Genomic DNA, 15,903 nt, shown 5'->3' on the forward strand with positions numbered 1-15,903 from the left:
AAACGCGAATGTATTTGTAGGGAAAAGGACCAAACGGGATCGCTTACACTTTTGCGTTAACGTCTCCGGAAAGGACAACTGCTTTATTTTTGTTTGATACCCGTCATTATACGTTATGTATGCAAAGTAATTCTATGCTTTAAACAGGTAACTTATGCCAATTTTAACTTGATTCACCATGCCCGTGCAGGCGTTTACACAGCCGTTTCTTTTCGTTTCCAATTCTTTGATAAGTTTAACAATCAACAGCGGGAGTATTGGTTGTGGTAAGACTTGTATAATGCCTGTAAAACCCTCATTAATAGCCTGAATTAATTGTTTGCCGGATCCTGAATGTCTACTCAACCAAGCTCGAGTCGTATCCTGCTTTTATTTGCTCACCCTTCACAGGCGAGATCAGAGGTCAACAGTGTTTTGTTCAACAGCGCGAAACAGCTCGACGCCGTCACTGCAGTGGATCTGTACGCCCAGTACCCGGATTTCAATATTAATATTGAACGAGAGCAGCAGCGGTTACTCAGTCACGACATCATCATCTTTCAGTTCCCGGTATACTGGTATTCAACTCCTGCTCTGTTAAAAGAATGGCAGGATTTAGTCCTCGAATACGGTTTTGCGTATGGCAAGGGCGGCGATGCCCTGAAAGGTAAATTGTTTTTTTGTGCCGTTTCAGCTGGCGGCCGCGAAGAAGCTTATCAAACCGACGGATTTAATCATTTTACCCTGCGCCAGTTACTCCAGCCGCTGGAGCAAATGGCCAGTATTACCCAGTTAACGTATTTAGCACCCTTTGCCCTGTTTGGCTCTCGCACTGCAAAAGAAGAACACCGAATCACCCGCCACTCAGCATTGTGGACAGCGCTGCTTGAAGCATTGGCAAAAGGAGAACTGGATATCGCTAAAGCCCGACAGCTTGAAAACATGACCAGCTATTTTAACGAGCAGGAGCTCAACCAATGACCGGCTATTTTTTACAGGCGTTTATCTATTTGCTGGCGGCGGTTGTGGCGGTCCCGGTGGCTAAGCGACTGGGTTTAGGGTCGGTGCTGGGTTATTTAATTGCCGGCCTACTGATTGGTCCGGTATTAGGGCTGGTAGGTGAAGAAACCAATACTATTCAGCACTTTGCCGAATTTGGCGTGGTCATGATGCTCTTTTTAGTCGGCATGGAGCTCGAACCTAAAGCCTTATGGAATATGAAGCTGCGCTTACTGGGGCTTGGTGGATTACAGCTGTTACTTACGGCTGCGGTGATCACCGGCATTGCGATCAGCGCCGGATTAAGCTGGCAGGTTGCACTCACTATTGGTCTGATCTTTGCGCTCTCTTCCACGGCTATTGTGCTGCAAACCTTTCAGGAAAAAGGCCTGCAACAAACGGAAGGCGCCAAAGGCGCTTTTTCGATTCTGCTGTTTCAGGATATTGCCGTTATTCCTATGCTGGCGCTGATCCCACTTCTTGCATTACCGGAACTGGCCAGTGCCATTAATCAGGTAGCCGATCAGAACGCCGGACACGGTGATAATCTGGTCGATGGCCTGCCCGGCTGGTTATACGGGCTGGTGATTATCGCTTCCATTGCCTTTGTAACTATCGGCGGTCATTACCTGAGCCGTCCCCTATTCCGCTTTGTAGCCTCATCGGGGCTGCGCGAAATCTTTACCGCCACCGCCTTAATGCTGGTGATTGGCATCGCCGCATTAATGGGACTGGTGGGATTATCGCCTGCCCTGGGAGCCTTTCTAGCCGGCGTTGTGCTGGCTAACAGTGAATTTCGTCACGAATTGAAAGCCAATATTGAACCCTTTAAGGGACTGCTACTGGGATTGTTCTTTATCACTGTGGGCGCCGGTATTCATTTTGGCACACTCACCGAAAACCTTGGCCTGATCATCAGTATTACACTGGGCGTTATGGTCCTTAAAGCCTTAGTTTTATTACTCATCGCCACCTTGTTTGATCTCAAGGGCTCCAATCGCTGGCTGCTGACGCTAAGCCTGGCGCAGGCCGGTGAATTTGGTTTTGTTTTAATCAGCTTCGCGGCTCAGAACAGTGTGCTTGCCACCGATTTAATTGCCCTGCTACAACTGGTAGTGGCGCTGTCTATGTTTCTCACACCGGGTTTATTTATCTTGTTTGAGCGGGTCATCATGCCGCACTATATGCGGGATAAAAGCAGTCGACAACACGACACGGTAGACGACAAAGGAACAGTGATTATTGCCGGCATCGGCCGGTTTGGTCAGATAGTCAACCGCCTGCTGGTTGCCAATGATTTTAAAACGGTGATTTTGGATATCCGCTCAGAACAGGTCGATTTAATGCGCCAGATAGGCACACAGGCCTACTTTGGCGATGCCTCCAAACCCGGCATGCTCGGCACGGCCGGCATCGACGAAGCAAGCTTAATGGTTATCGCCATTGATGATCGTGAAGCCGCCGTGGAAATGGTGAAATATGTCAAACTGTCTCACCCGCATCTTAATGTGCTGGTCCGCGCTTTTGACCGTGGGCATGGCTATCGGCTGCGTCAGGCTGGTGCCGATTACCTGATTTCTGAAACCTACCACTCGGCGCTGGAAATGGGGGCTCAGGCCCTTCGATTTCTCGGCGTTCATCCGTTTCAGGCGGAGCGTCAAAAGCACGCCTACCGGGATATTGAAGCACAGCAAAGCGATGTGCTTTACGAAGCCTGGAAAGATGATGCCAGTGGCGAAAGGTTTGATAATAACTATCGGGAGTTGTTTATGGAATTACAGCAACTAATCGATGATGCACTCAAATCTGACCTTCATGATAATCACTCCAAGCGACGAGGCTGGACACCACCGCCCAAAGGCTATGCTGAAGAGCAGTTGAAAGACCAGGAAGAGCAGAAAGACTAACTGTTGTTACGGTTGGTCGCCCTGTGATGTCTCGGCAAACATATTTAAATCCCCCAGCATCTGCTTCAGCACTCCGTTTTGCGCAAACTGTATGAGCTTTTCATTAATAGCGCTGAACAGCTCTTCATGACCGGGATGGCAAATCATGGTATCGCGCATGGTGAGTGGCGAGAACTGTTTCGAATAGGGCAATTCACTGATCCCCAGTTCCTCGTAGGCAAACAACACATCCGGGTAAAAAGAAAAAATGTAATCGACCTTTTTATTCATCAGCATCTGCACATTTTCGGTCTCACTGCTGACTTCAAAAACCTCCATCACACGGTCGGCAATGTCCTGCATTTCATCACTCATTGGCGTACCACGCACAATACTGAGCACTGCATGGTTGGGAATATCACTGGCCTGCATTACCGGAGGTTGCTCCTGCCGTGATATCACCCTTACCATGGCTTTATTTAAAGGCATACTGATCAGCACATTTTGTAAATCGAGATTGCTATCCTGTAAATCGAAACTCGTAATGCCTGGCGCGTAACAGGCATATTGTTTATCGACAAATCCCCGTTTAGCCCGCGACATAGGCATCACTATTATCTCAACCTGATCAACTAACCCGCTTTCTGCCAGTGCCCGTTGCAAAATCTCGTAGTAAACGCCCGCCCCTTCATGTTCACCAGGGATATGAAAAAGGCCGGTTAACTGTGCACCCACAATCACTTTTTTGGGGAGCTTTTCGGCTGCCGCCGGTAAGGCTATCAACGGGCTTAACGCGGCAAGAAACATTAAGAAGTATCGCAACAAACTCTCTTCCAACTCTGCTAGTTAATCAACATTCTGCTTTTCAACTTTATGCAGAGGTCTAAATTACTGCAAGGCAATCGACGAAAATATTGCTCATTCTTTAGGGTAATACGGACCTGAAAGGCGGCTTTGCTACAGCGCGCTGACGGATTTGTCGGGGGGTCTGCTGATGCCAGCGTTTGAATGCCCGGGTAAAATTTCCGGCATTGCTAAAACCCAGCCGATAACCCACCTCACTCAATGGCAGATGCCCTGATTCTACCCACAACAGCGCCTGTCGGCAGCGCAATGCGTCAAGGACCTTCTGAAAGTTGCTGCCTCGCTCAGCGAGGCGTCGTTGTAAGGTACGGCAACTGATACCCAGCTTCTCAGCCACCTGGATGAGTGTTAATGAGCCCAATGGCAAATGATTGAGCAATAATGACTCCAGCCGGCCACGCAGGTCAGTACGGTCGAAGCGTGCCAGATAGTCGGCCACCAGCGCATCATTTTGTGCAGCAAGTTCCGGACTGGCGGTTAACAAAGGCTGATGCATCACCGCCTCGCTGAAGACAATCATATCGCACGCCGCATTAAAAAATACCGGGCACTTAAACACCCGCTGCCAGGGAGTGGGATCACGGGGCTGGGGGCGGCTTAACGAAACCTGCAATGGCACCAGGCCAGGCTCAAATATATGACGGGCAGTGAGCATACAGGTTCCCATAAAGGCATCAGTTTCTGCTGCACTCCAGTGCTCAACGGTAAGACCTTTATACAGACTAATATTAACCACATTACTGGCGGCACTCACTTCCAGCGTGCCGTAATCCGCAAACATGCGAAAATTCCGCGCCAGCCGTTCAAAGCCTTCCATCAAAGTATTGCTGGCCCAAATGGCAAATCCTAACGCCTGCCAGGAGGTGGGCCTGACAAACCGGGCAACGGTTAACCCTACCGCTTCATCCTGGGTCAGGCTTTCCACCAGTCGCCACAAGCGGTTTAACTGCGCCAGGGGGTATCGGGTTTCCGGGCGGGCCGCAAGCACCGGGTCTATCCCCACCCGCTTTAACAACGTCTGACCCTCGAGCTCATAAGCCTTCAGCGCCCGACTAATAACCAGTGGCCAACTACCAATAACACTATGAGATTGCTGAGTTAACAGGTCATTCACCGGGCCAGTCTGTGCTGCGTAAACCAAGCCTCTACCTTTTAATTATCTTTATGCGCCATTTGCTAATCCTAACACGCCAACCCCTTGCCTGTTAACATTTTTAAAACAACACTGTAACAACGTACCCTTTCAACACCGGAGCTGTGTGATGCCTGTAAAAATGCTGCAAGGGGCTGACAATGCCCAGTCCTATCCTCTTCTGATCAAACAAATTTTTGCTTCTGCCGGCCGCTTTGAACCCGATAACCAGATAATTTATCGGGGTGAACAATCTTTCAGTTATCGTGACTTTACTCAACGAGTACAGCAGCTGGCTAACGCTCTGAAAGCCGCCGGTGTAGAGGCCGGCGATACCGTCGCCGTGCTGGACTGGGACAGTCATCGTTATCTTGAGTGCTACTTTGCCGTGCCCATGCTGGGCGCTATTCTTCATCACGTTAATATCCGCTTGTCACCGGAACAGGTGGCCTACACCATGAACCACGCAGAAGACAAACTGGTGTTGGTGCATGACGATTTTCTGCCGCTTGCTGATCAACTGGCCGGTCAGCTGGCCACCGTGAAAGGTTACATACGGTTAAGTGACGGCCAAACGCCTCCGGCAACACCTAATATCGCCGTGCTGGGGGAGTATGAATCCTTGTTGGCAGAGCAAAGCGTTGAGTGCGAGTTTGCCGATTTTGATGAGAACAGCATAGCCACCACGTTTTACACCACCGGCACCACCGGTAATCCTAAAGGCGTCTTTTTTAGTCATCGCCAGTTAGTGCTGCATACCCTTAACATGGTTGGCATGCTCGGCAGCTATGAGGGACTGCCACTGCTGCGGTCTAATTCGGTGTACATGCCTATCACGCCAATGTTTCACGTGCATGCCTGGGGCGTACCCTATGCGGCGGTCATGCTCAACTGCACGCAAATTTACCCGGGCCGTTATGAGCCCGACCTGCTGGTTGACCTTATCAGGCAATACAAGGTGGATTTCTCCCACTGCGTACCAACGATTCTGCAAATGTTGCTGGGCTGCGAGAAAGGTAAGGCCACCCGGCTCGATGGCTGGAAAATTCTTATTGGTGGCAGCGCTCTGCCCAAAGGCCTGGCCACTGCTGCCATGCAAAAAGGGGCAGATATTTATTCGGCTTACGGCATGTCCGAAACCTGTCCGCTGCTAACCGTTACTCATTTAAACAAAGCCCAACGGGCGCTCCCTCCCGAGGAGCAGCTCAAATACCGCACGCTCACCGGTGTTGCCTCGAATCTGGTGGATTTGCGTATTGAAGAGCCCAATGGCCAGCCCGTGGCACATAATGGCAGTCATGTAGGTGAAGTCACCGTGCAGACGCCCTGGCTCACTCAGGGGTATCATAAGGAACCGGCTAAACAAGAGGAGCTCTGGGAAGGTGGTCGGCTGCACACGGGAGATGTGGCCTGTATTCACCCTGATGGCTTTGTCGAAATTAAAGATCGCATTAAAGACGTTATTAAAACCGGAGGAGAATGGATTTCCTCTATTGAGCTGGAAGATCTTATCAGCCAGCATCCGGAAGTCGCTGCCGTGGCAGTGGTGGGCATGCCCGATGAAAAGTGGGGAGAACGTCCGCACGCCATGGTAGTTGCCAGCAATGCCACGCTTTCAGCCAGGGATATTCAGCAGCATTTACAGCAGTTTGTTGAAAGCGGCCATATCTCAAAGTGGGCGGTGCCGGAACATATCACCCTGGTGGATGATATTCCCAAAACCTCCGTGGGCAAAATCAATAAAAAGGTCATCCGCGCCACCCTCGCAGGCTGATTTAGCGGCGGGCGCCCTGCCCGCTTTTGCACTTAGCCCGGCTGAGTATACCCGGGGGCAATCGCCAGGTTATCCACATCTCGCAAGGTAAAGCGGTTCTGTAACCATAACTGGTATTCTGCCCCTTCCAACGTCCCTCTTTCGGTACAGTCCACATTCCAGCGGCGCAGCAGGTAGCCCGCCATCGCTGCCCGAACATTAATCAGCAACTGACTGTTTTCCATGCCGTAATCCATTTCTATTGCGGTAGGAAAACTCACGTTTTTCGGATGTGGAACTAATTGCAAAGGGATCATGCGATGCCATTCACTGTCGTATTCAGCCAGTTCGTTGGCGGCAGGAGCCGACTTTAAAGTAACCTTACTGAGTCGGGTTAGCACAAAGTCACGGAAACTCTGGCTTTTACGATCAAAAGCCCGAACATGCCAGCGCAAACCGTTATCCACAATGGCGTGGGGTACCAGTTCCCGCGCCGCCGAGCCGCTCGATAAAGAGGTGTAGATCACGCTCACTGCACGGTTGTTCAGCATAGCCTGTACGAGCCTGGCTACAATAAAAATATCCGGCACATTGAGACTGGATGGCGCTTCAACCGGAAAGTGAATATCGCCAATGGCATCGAAACCGTCAGAAATATCATTAGCCAGTTTAGTCAGCGTACGCTGTGCGTCATGCTCGAATAACGGCTTAAATCGGGTGGTTTGAAAATAGCGCTTTTCCCGGGAATCATATTCCAGGTTTTCCGGTGCCATTTCCTTATACAAATTAAAATCACGGGAGCCTGCCGAGAGCCCCACTTCGAAGCGGTTAATCAGATCCTGACGGTAGATCGCCCCTTTAAACAATAAACAAAAATCGATATAGGCCAAACGCTGGCGCTGGGCGAAACTAATACTGGCTAACACAAATTCGTCCCTGACAAAGACAACTAAAACACCAATATGGTTTATTTTAACTCGGTTGTAAAGCGTTCGGCGTATATTGACACTTAAGGTAAATCTGCCTGGAGTAGTTTGCGATTGTTACCATCGTACTGCCAGTATAAGCGATAGCTTTGCGAAGGACGATCGTACTGTTCGGCATCCAACACCAGATAGCGCGCGACAAAAGTACCATCGGCCAAGCGATGGATAAAATCATAATATTCCAGTTCCTGCCCCGGTGATGACTGGCGATCGACTGTGTAGCTTTTCAGTAAAAACAAGTCGTCAGCACCGACCCTGAAATACTTTCGGTAATTGTCGGCAAACGCATGTGAGTGCTCTTTTTCACGCTCTTCCGGGCCATCCAGAATCAGTGGTGCGGTTTCTGCGTTACCAGTGGTTTTTATTGCGCTTGCTGATGGCAAATAAAAAGGCTCTCTGGCTTCCCTTATGCCGGAAAAAAGTCGTTTGAGCCACAACATACTCTGTATCTCCCTGCCATTACACCTGGGCACTGTAGCGGATGTTCCTGGTCTTTTTTCTATTCTTAAAGATAGACCAGCACATAGCGTTGTAAATAGTGGTCAGGCAAAAATCAGGTAAAGAAAATGCCGGGCCGCACTGACCAGGCCGCCGCTATGCTGATGTCCTTCCGCTCTTAGTATTCTGAGGTCGCGACGAGTAAATGTCTTGCCCCCCTGAATAACCAATTGCGGTTCGGCCAGGGTTTGCGGAAACGTCATTGGGTTATCGGCCAGCAGTAGCATATCAGCCGCAAAGCCCGGTGCGATTTTACCCAAATCATGATCGCGCTTTAAAATAGCCGCCGCATTTACCGTAGCACTTTTGAGTACTTCGTAAGCAGGAATGCCGGCTTTTACCATCAGCAGTGCCTCACGCACCGTGGCCGGTCCGGGCACATCGACTAACGCACCGGCATCAGAACCCAATCCCATAGTTACGCCTTGTGCAAATAACGTCAGCGTCATGGCATTGAGATAATCATCCACCTGCTGGTTATAGTCAGCCAGCGCTGGCGCTGCGTCCAGCCAACGCTTGAATGACGTTTCTTCATACACCAGACGAACAAAGGGATTGATCGCTCCTAAATCCTGACGGTCGAGATACGCCTGTTTTTGCTGGCTTAATAGCGTTAGCTCCTGATTGACCGCCAGCGTGGGGATCAGCGGTACCTGGTGTTCGCGCAAAAAGTCAGCCGCCTCTTGCACCTTTTGTGGGTTTCGCTGCTGCCCTAAAAAACCGTCGAACACTTCTTCCACATGTTCAAAACTGGCCAGCGCTCCATGGGCTTGCAGATTTTCGGCCATCAACTCGTAAGACGGATGCCCGGCAACCGACACATTGAGTTTTCCCGCTTCATCCAGCACCGCCTCATACACATCGGCATGCAACCCTTCGTAAACCTTAATAAAGTCATAACCCTGATTAATGTAATCACGCACGGCCTGACGAGCAATATGCGGATCGTTAACCCGAAAATGCGACAGCGGATCGCCCTGCTCAACACTATTAAAAACAGGCGACGATAATATCAGCCGACTACCAAACCACTCACCACGGTTAAGCTCTTCCCGCCACTTAAGCTGATAGTCATAGCCGCCCATGTTACGCAGCGTGGTAACGCCAGCGGCCAGTGCCGATTTGGCATAACTGCGATCCAGTACATGCACATGTAAATCGATCAGTCCCGGCATAACAAAGCCGCCCTTACCATCGACCTCAGGTAAATCTTGTGGCAGTGGTGCATCGGCAGACTGAACAGCAGTAATCACGCCATCACGCACAATAACAGTGTGATTTTCCTTTACCGAGTCATCTTGCATGCTCAGCACATTGACATGTGACAAAATAAGGCTTTGTGGGCGGAAAAGTTCCAGCGATGTACTGCCGTGTTCATAATGCACATAGGTTGCCAGGGCGGTTACACACAACAGCAAAATGCCGCAGATAAACAATACCGACAAACCAATGGCTTTGATGGGAATAAAGTTAATGCCTGAGGTTTTCATTTGATGCTCCGATTCAATTTAATGGAGCCACTTTGCGCCAGTACCGACATGTGCGCGACCAGAATCAGGATTCTGCACCCGTTTATCGCATTCTGGCCCTCGGTTTATTCTGTACCTGAGGTGCTTAATCCCCCGCCCGTAGCGGCGTAAGATACTGGCCGGGGGTTTTACCGGTATGTTTTTTAAAGACCGCATTAAATGACGATTTAGAACTGAACCCGGCATCCATTGCCATATCGAGCAAAGTTTTATTTGGCGCATTTTTAGCTAATTCAGCTACCCGTTGTATGCGCAACTGGTTAATGTAGTCAGCGAAACTCAGGCCACCACCGGTATTAATCGACCAGGAGATATCTTTCACAGTGAGACCGGTATAGCCGGCAATATCCTGCAAACAAATACGGGGCTGGCAGTACCATTGATGTTCGCGGATCTGGCTGTCCAGCGCCGCAAAAATGGCAGCGGCCTGACTGTCTTCATGGGGCGCAGGCTGCGCATTCGTTTCTTCAACTTCACTGAGTCCGTTAAACAGCGCCGGTTGCCGAACCAGGCCAACAATGGCAATACACAGCACCAGTAAAAACGCGACCTGGTCGAGCAAATACCAGGTACTGCGGAAAGGCTCGGTTGTCACGGCCTGCAAATTCACCCGCACCATGTCCAGGATTAGCAGCACCAGCAGTACCACCAGTGTATTGAACAACCAGTGCAGGGCTTTTCTTTCGGTGTCGGCTTCACGTTCTGCCATCGCAGCGTGGTAACGTTTAAGCCAGATGAGTGCCAGCGCAAAGTAAATCAACTGGCTCACCGCCCCAAGCAGCAACACCCATTGCAGATAGGGCGTAAACGGTAATGCCATCAGCGTGGGTACAAAATGCGTGCTGTCCCTCAAGGTTAAGGGTTGCTCGGGCACCAGTAACACACGTACCATCAGATAAAAGAGCGGGCCCAGGGTCAGGCTAAAAGCCGGTGTAACGTACCAGGCAACCGCACCGACATTAAGTTCTTCATAAAGATTAAAAGCCATCATCACACTCTGTATCAGCAGTGCCATTATCAGGCCATGATAGCGCTGTTCCCCCACCAGCAGGCTTACCCCGAGTAAACCGGTGAACAAGGTTAACAGCTGTATAATATTAACCGGTTGCAGGTAGAATTCAGCTAGCAACACACGTTATCCCTCTCTGGCTTGCTAATGCAATGGTAGTCCTTAAAAGCAGACCACCAGTTTAGCAAAAAAGCGCCAGACAGAGACAACACTTTGTATTTTGTTGTTATACCTGCCCTGGCATGCCAATAAAGCCGGGTAACTGCTTAATGCGATCGATCCAGGCCAGGATATGGGGGTAGTCATCCAGCGAAATGCCACCCTCTGGTGCAATCGCAACATAGGGCATCACTGCACAGTCGGCAATAGTGGGGTGACCCAGTGCAAGCCAGTCGTGCTCAGCCAGGTGATCGTTCAGTAACGTCAGGATAGTATCCGAAATGTCCAGTGCCGTGGGTTTATCAAATTCAAACCCAAACTTATCTACCAGCCGGGCCACGTTCGGGCCATGTTGAATTTCGTTGGCCGCAGTGGATAACCATTGCTGCACTTGTGCCATCTGGCCAGGCTCAGAAGGTAACCAGTTTTCTAAATCATACAAGCGGGCAAGATAAACCAACATGGCCTGGGAATCACGTAACACCACATCACCATGTTCTAACACCGGCAACTGGCCAAACGGGTTTAACGCCAGCATAGCCGAGCTTTTGTGATCACCGGCCATAAAGTCTACCGGCACAATTTCCAGCTCAATATTGGCCAGTGCGGCAAACAGCCGGACTTTATAACAGTTTCCAGACAGCTCAAGATCGTACAATTTCATGCTTCGTCTCCATGTTAAAAGAAGGTTAATTCACTGAGAGTCACCTTAACTTGTCTGTTTTTCGCAAAAAATATGCGATATTTGATTTCTATAAACCGTTTTTCGCACTAATAAGGCCGATATGGACAAATTAAAAGCCATGAGAGTGTTTGTTGAAATTGCCGACATGGGCAGCCTGACTGCTGCGGCAAATCGCCTTGAAACCTCCCTCACGTCGGTGGTACGCACCCTGGCGGCTTTAGAAGATCACCTTAAAGTCCGACTGTTTAACCGCAATACCCGTCAAATCGCCATCACCGATGAAGGGCGCGAATATTATCTGCGCTGCCGCACGATCCTGGCCGAAGTGAATGACGCCGAAAGCATGTTGACAGACCGACAGGCAGAGCCGCTGGGCAAAGTGACGGTGACCGCACCAGTGACCTTTGGTAAACGTCACGTGGTCCCTAAAATAAACACTTATCTGAACCAGTATCAGAAAATGCAGGTGGATTTGGTGTTACTTGACCGCCCGGTGGACATGCTTAGCGAAGGCATTGATATCGCCGTACGTATTGGCCGGATTGGCAATCACGACCTGGTCGCCCGGCAACTGGGAACAATGCGTCACGTGCTGTGTGCCAGTCCGGCATTTTTGGCCACTCAGAGCGCCATTGAACATCCGCAGGACATTACTGGTAATGCCTGTGTACACTTAAGCGTGCTAGATAACCCCGAAGACTGGCATTTTCAGCATGGCATTAAGCTGATGTCGGTCGCTATGCAAAGCCGTTTGATTACTAATCAGGTCGACGCCGCGCTGGACGCCTGTATTGCCGGTGTGGGGTATTGCCGTTTTTTACATTATCAGGTGAGTGAGGCCGTGAAGCGTGGCGATTTACAGATTTTATTACCCGACTACGAACCTCATCCGCTGCCAGTACACTTGCTTTATGCACCGGTAAAACTGCAAACCAAACGCCTGCGCTCTATGACTGACTGGCTTACTCAGTCGTTACAGCAGGATCTCACGGCTATCTCACAGGGAGGCCAGCCATGACCCAACCAGCCGACTCGCTCCTGGCAGAGATTCGAAGCTGTACATTGTGCGCCGGTAACCTGCCCTATCCACCACGGCCAATTGTGCAAATTGAAGCGCAGGCACGCATCTTGATTATTGGCCAGGCTCCGGGGGTCAAAGCACACGACAGCGCCAAACCCTGGAATGACAGCAGTGGCGACAAGTTACGCCATTGGCTGGGAGTTAACCGGGAGCAGTTTTACTCGCCGGCTTTTACCCACCTGCCCATGGCATTTTGTTTTCCTGGTTATAAAAACGGCGCCGACGCGCCGCCCCCCAAAATTTGCGCCCAAACCTGGCATGCCAGAGTGCAGGCACTGTTACACCCGGCCCTGACGCTATACATTGGCCGTTATTCCCAGCAGTATTATCTGCCCGGGCACAAAACCCTCACCGAGGCAGTCAGGAGCACCACACAAACACCGGGTAAGGCTTTTGCATTGCCTCACCCATCGGGTCGGAATAACCGCTGGCAGGCCCGCAATCCGTGGTTCGAGGCTCATTCGCTTGAAGTATTGCGCCAGCGTGTCAGGGCGGTGCTAGGGTAAGCTAACGACCGGTCTTCCATACTCGCTTATTGAAGCACTTCAAGCGCGGTTTCGATGGCCGAATCCACGCCCCCAGTGCGATCAGACTGGGGGAAAAAAGGCACTTCAACATCTACCGGCACGCCAACGCCTTCGTACCAAACATCATCCGGTGACAGATACACTTCGTTGGATAGCCCCAGCTCGTGCTCGCCTGGCAAAACCCACTGCAGAATGTCAGAGAAAATACCGTGGGTAGGTTCACCAATGAGTGTGACATGAGGCAACTGCTGCATCGATAAACTAAACGTCTCGGCAGCTGACGCCGTATCGTTACTTACCAACAATGCCACCGGTTTGCCGGTATAATTCACATACTGACTTGGCGCTATATATGAGGATTGCGTTGCGGTGACGTCCGCACCATCCCGGGCAAACTTTTTATAGGCCAGAAATTCACTCTCGGTAAAGCGACTGGCAATGGCAAGACTAATGTAGTCATTGCCACCCCCGTTGTAACGTATATCAATCATCAGACCGTCGGTAGCGGCTAAATCGGTGAGAGCTTCATCCAACGCCTCATTCAGGTTACTCAGGTTGGAGGTTGTTTGTGTCAGGTCATCACTGTCTGCTTCTGCCGTTGAATAGTTATGCATAGCATCTATGCGCAAGTAACCGATATTATTGATGGCAAACCAGGTGATTTGTTCAGACTGATCCTGTGCGATATCTGAAGTCGCGTAACTCAGTATGGTATTCACTTCCTGCGCCAGCGCGGTATCGATATAGCTTTCAATGTTAGCCACAATAGCATTATTCAGCTCACTGTGTTCAAGCGGAAAACTCAGGCCGTTAGCCAGAGCATACTCTTCAATCAGATGGGTGGTATGCACAGGTTTGGTATAGGCCTTAATTATAGTGCCATCGGCGGCGCTCCAGGAATTGTGAGAATCGGCCAGCGGCAACAGGGTTTGATAGATAGCCTCATACAAGGTAACGTTATTCGCCGTGACCTGGGTTTCCTGAGCGTAAGTTAACGCCGCCCAGTCTGCATTCGTGCGGTTAAAATCAACGTAGTATTCCGCCATTATCTGACTGTACAGGGCAAACAACTCCTGATTGGTTAAGTCAGACGCTACCGTTAATGGCTCGCCGGCACAGGATGCCGGTACCTGCTCTACTTTACCAAGCATATTAGTGGGCGCATGAAACTCCCGGGTGCCGGTGCCCACAAACCACTCCAACGCATCTTCAGTGTTGTTTAAAGCCACGCTGCGGGTCAGCTCTGCAGTAGACAGTTCATCAAAACTGTCCTGCAGTACACAATAATCGGAGGTGTAGCGATAATATTGAACGCTGTTGTCATCCACCACCAGAACCTGACCATAAGCAGAGGACAGCCAAATGCCCTGGTAGGCTTCAGCTATTGCCGGAGCAGGCTGGCCGCTGCCGGGAAGCGAATTAATTTGATCTTTGCTGCCTCCACCTCCGCAGCCAGAAAGTAATGAGGTTGCCATAACGGCAGCGATAACGTTTAAAGTAGCACGCATAACACAGAGTCCTTTTGCAGGTTATTTAAGTAGACAGTCAGTGTCTTCGGGACCTCCCCGAAGGATTTTTTCACCAACCCGTATGGCGCAGAAGTCTGGCAGCCTTGCGGTGAAACAAGGGTCAAAAGACTGAACTTTATCCATAGTTCAGGCCAATGCCTCACCCTAAAATAACTATTTGATAATCCGCCGGGCTTTTTAGATTATCCATGGCATCAGAACTAACTAAAATGCAAAGGAACTCCAATGAAATCGTGGCTTCTCAGTTTAGTGGCGCTGGCGGGTTTAACGTCGGTTGCGTGCCTGGCCGCCGGCCCCGTCATAAAAATGAAAAATACCGATCCTCAGGCGTTTTTAGGTGAACCTGTTTATTTATATTCCCAGACCCCGTCTCGTCAGCAAAGCGATGCTGAACAGTGGGGACATCTGGCTCTGAGCCTGCCCAATGGCTATACCACCAGCGAGTATTTTACTCGTAATGTGACCAATCCGGCGCTGTATGCTTTTTTGCCGGAACCGGACAAAGCCACAGGCAGTGCGGTAATTGTGGCACCTGGCGGTGCATTTATGTCGCTGGCTGTGCAGAATGAAGGACTGAGAGTCGCCAAAGCGCTCAACGACCAGGGCATTGCCGCGTTTGTGCTGACCTACACATTAAATAAAACGTCTCGCGAGATTGCCGCGTATCAGCAAGAGGTGGGTAAAATCTTTGCAGCCAAGAGCAAGGGGGAAGAGCCGGATGTCTTTGTTCCTCAGGCCACAACGGATGCGCTTAAAGCGCTGTCAGTGCTGAAGGAAAATGCGCCAAACTGGAACATAAACCCGGACAAAATAGGATTCCTTGGCTTTTCAGCCGGCGCCATGACCAGTCTCTCAGCAGCAATTGCCAACACCGACAACCGGCCGGCATTTCTGGGCTATATCTATGGACCAATGAAAGCCATTGAGGTACCCGCTGACGCACCGCCGATGTTTGCGGCCATCGCCCTGGACGACGGTTTGTTCGGTAAACAAGGATTTGGCATCGTGAGTCAATGGCAGGCACAGAATATCCCGGTAGAACTGCACGCTTATGAAAAAGGCGACCACGGCTTCGGGGTTGGCCGACCAGGCACCACTTCAACCGGTATTATCCCTCAGTTTACCGCCTGGCTGGCCTCCCACGATTTCTAATCTGCAAAGTTCCCGCCCCACCTGAGCACTCGGCTTCCTTAGCCGGGTGTCAGGCGCCAGTCCGGATAATTTTTAGTAATCACCTTAAGTTAACGCCATTCGGCCCGATCTGTTCCTGCTTCAACTGGACAGCGG

14 protein-coding genes are annotated in these 15,903 nt (G+C 50.5%); 6 read left to right on the forward strand and 8 right to left on the reverse strand.

Features of this window, described 5'->3' with window-relative positions:
- Positions 1-333 precede the first annotated feature (333 nt).
- Together AC27IB_RS12855 and AC27IB_RS12860 are read left to right on the forward strand one after the other, a co-directional pair.
- Entirely contained in the window at positions 334-960 is a 627-nt protein-coding gene (locus tag AC27IB_RS12855; RefSeq protein WP_296047057.1) for an NAD(P)H-dependent oxidoreductase, read from the forward strand.
- Positions 957-2,885: a cation:proton antiporter domain-containing protein gene (locus tag AC27IB_RS12860; protein ID WP_487121318.1), complete on the forward strand. Its 1,929-nt coding sequence runs from the start codon at positions 957-959 to the stop codon at positions 2,883-2,885. The genes AC27IB_RS12855 and AC27IB_RS12860 overlap by 4 nt, the downstream gene beginning before the upstream one ends.
- 6 nt (positions 2,886-2,891) lie before the next feature.
- On the opposite strand, the gene AC27IB_RS12865 is transcribed toward AC27IB_RS12860, so the two are convergent.
- Positions 2,892-3,686: a hypothetical protein gene (locus AC27IB_RS12865; protein WP_487121320.1), complete on the reverse strand. Its 795-nt coding sequence runs from the start codon at positions 3,684-3,686 to the stop codon at positions 2,892-2,894.
- Between the two features lie 103 nt (positions 3,687-3,789).
- The gene (locus AC27IB_RS12870) at positions 3,790-4,869 is read right to left on the reverse strand and encodes an AraC family transcriptional regulator (protein WP_487121322.1); all 1,080 of its coding nucleotides are present in this window, start codon (positions 4,867-4,869) and stop codon (positions 3,790-3,792) included.
- Between the two features lie 121 nt (positions 4,870-4,990).
- Between AC27IB_RS12870 and AC27IB_RS12875 the strand changes: the two genes are divergently transcribed.
- On the forward strand, positions 4,991-6,634 hold the full coding sequence (locus AC27IB_RS12875; RefSeq protein ID WP_487121324.1) for a fatty acid--CoA ligase: 1,644 nt from the start codon (positions 4,991-4,993) through the stop codon (positions 6,632-6,634).
- Positions 6,635-6,666: 32 nt separating this feature from the next.
- Here AC27IB_RS12875 and AC27IB_RS12880 read toward each other — a convergent pair whose 3' ends face one another.
- The 5 genes from AC27IB_RS12880 to AC27IB_RS12900 form a co-directional block, all read right to left on the reverse strand.
- Complete coding sequence (locus tag AC27IB_RS12880) at positions 6,667-7,539, reverse strand: WYL domain-containing protein (RefSeq protein ID WP_296047046.1); 873 nt, start codon at positions 7,537-7,539, stop codon at positions 6,667-6,669.
- 83 nt (positions 7,540-7,622) lie between these two features.
- Positions 7,623-8,039, reverse strand: coding sequence for a hypothetical protein (locus AC27IB_RS12885; protein ID WP_487121326.1), 417 nt, complete (start codon positions 8,037-8,039; stop codon positions 7,623-7,625).
- 102 nt (positions 8,040-8,141) lie between these two features.
- Complete coding sequence (locus AC27IB_RS12890) at positions 8,142-9,587, reverse strand: amidohydrolase family protein (RefSeq protein ID WP_487121328.1); 1,446 nt, start codon at positions 9,585-9,587, stop codon at positions 8,142-8,144.
- A 124-nt stretch (positions 9,588-9,711) separates the two neighbouring features.
- Positions 9,712-10,758, reverse strand: a complete 1,047-nt coding sequence (locus AC27IB_RS12895) for a helix-turn-helix transcriptional regulator (RefSeq protein WP_487121330.1) — start codon at positions 10,756-10,758, stop codon at positions 9,712-9,714.
- A gap of 103 nt (positions 10,759-10,861) precedes the next feature.
- Entirely contained in the window at positions 10,862-11,458 is a 597-nt protein-coding gene (locus tag AC27IB_RS12900; RefSeq protein WP_487121332.1) for a glutathione S-transferase family protein, read from the reverse strand.
- A gap of 121 nt (positions 11,459-11,579) precedes the next feature.
- Between AC27IB_RS12900 and AC27IB_RS12905 the strand changes: the two genes are divergently transcribed.
- Both AC27IB_RS12905 and AC27IB_RS12910 read left to right on the forward strand, forming a co-directional pair.
- Positions 11,580-12,497 (forward strand): LysR family transcriptional regulator, encoded by a 918-nt coding sequence (locus AC27IB_RS12905; protein ID WP_487121334.1) that lies wholly within the window; start codon positions 11,580-11,582, stop codon positions 12,495-12,497.
- Positions 12,494-13,066, forward strand: a complete 573-nt coding sequence (locus AC27IB_RS12910) for a uracil-DNA glycosylase family protein (RefSeq protein WP_487121337.1) — start codon at positions 12,494-12,496, stop codon at positions 13,064-13,066. The genes AC27IB_RS12905 and AC27IB_RS12910 overlap by 4 nt, the downstream gene beginning before the upstream one ends.
- A 26-nt stretch (positions 13,067-13,092) precedes the next feature.
- Here AC27IB_RS12910 and AC27IB_RS12915 read toward each other — a convergent pair whose 3' ends face one another.
- The gene (locus AC27IB_RS12915; RefSeq protein ID WP_487121339.1) at positions 13,093-14,595 is read right to left on the reverse strand and encodes a S41 family peptidase; all 1,503 of its coding nucleotides are present in this window, start codon (positions 14,593-14,595) and stop codon (positions 13,093-13,095) included.
- A 246-nt stretch (positions 14,596-14,841) separates the two neighbouring features.
- On the opposite strand from AC27IB_RS12915, the gene AC27IB_RS12920 reads away from it, so the two are divergent.
- Entirely contained in the window at positions 14,842-15,768 is a 927-nt protein-coding gene (locus tag AC27IB_RS12920; protein WP_487121341.1) for an alpha/beta hydrolase, read from the forward strand.
- Positions 15,769-15,903 lie beyond the last annotated feature (135 nt).

The sequence above is a fragment of the Alteromonas sp. 4NH20-0104 genome, assembly GCF_057547795.1.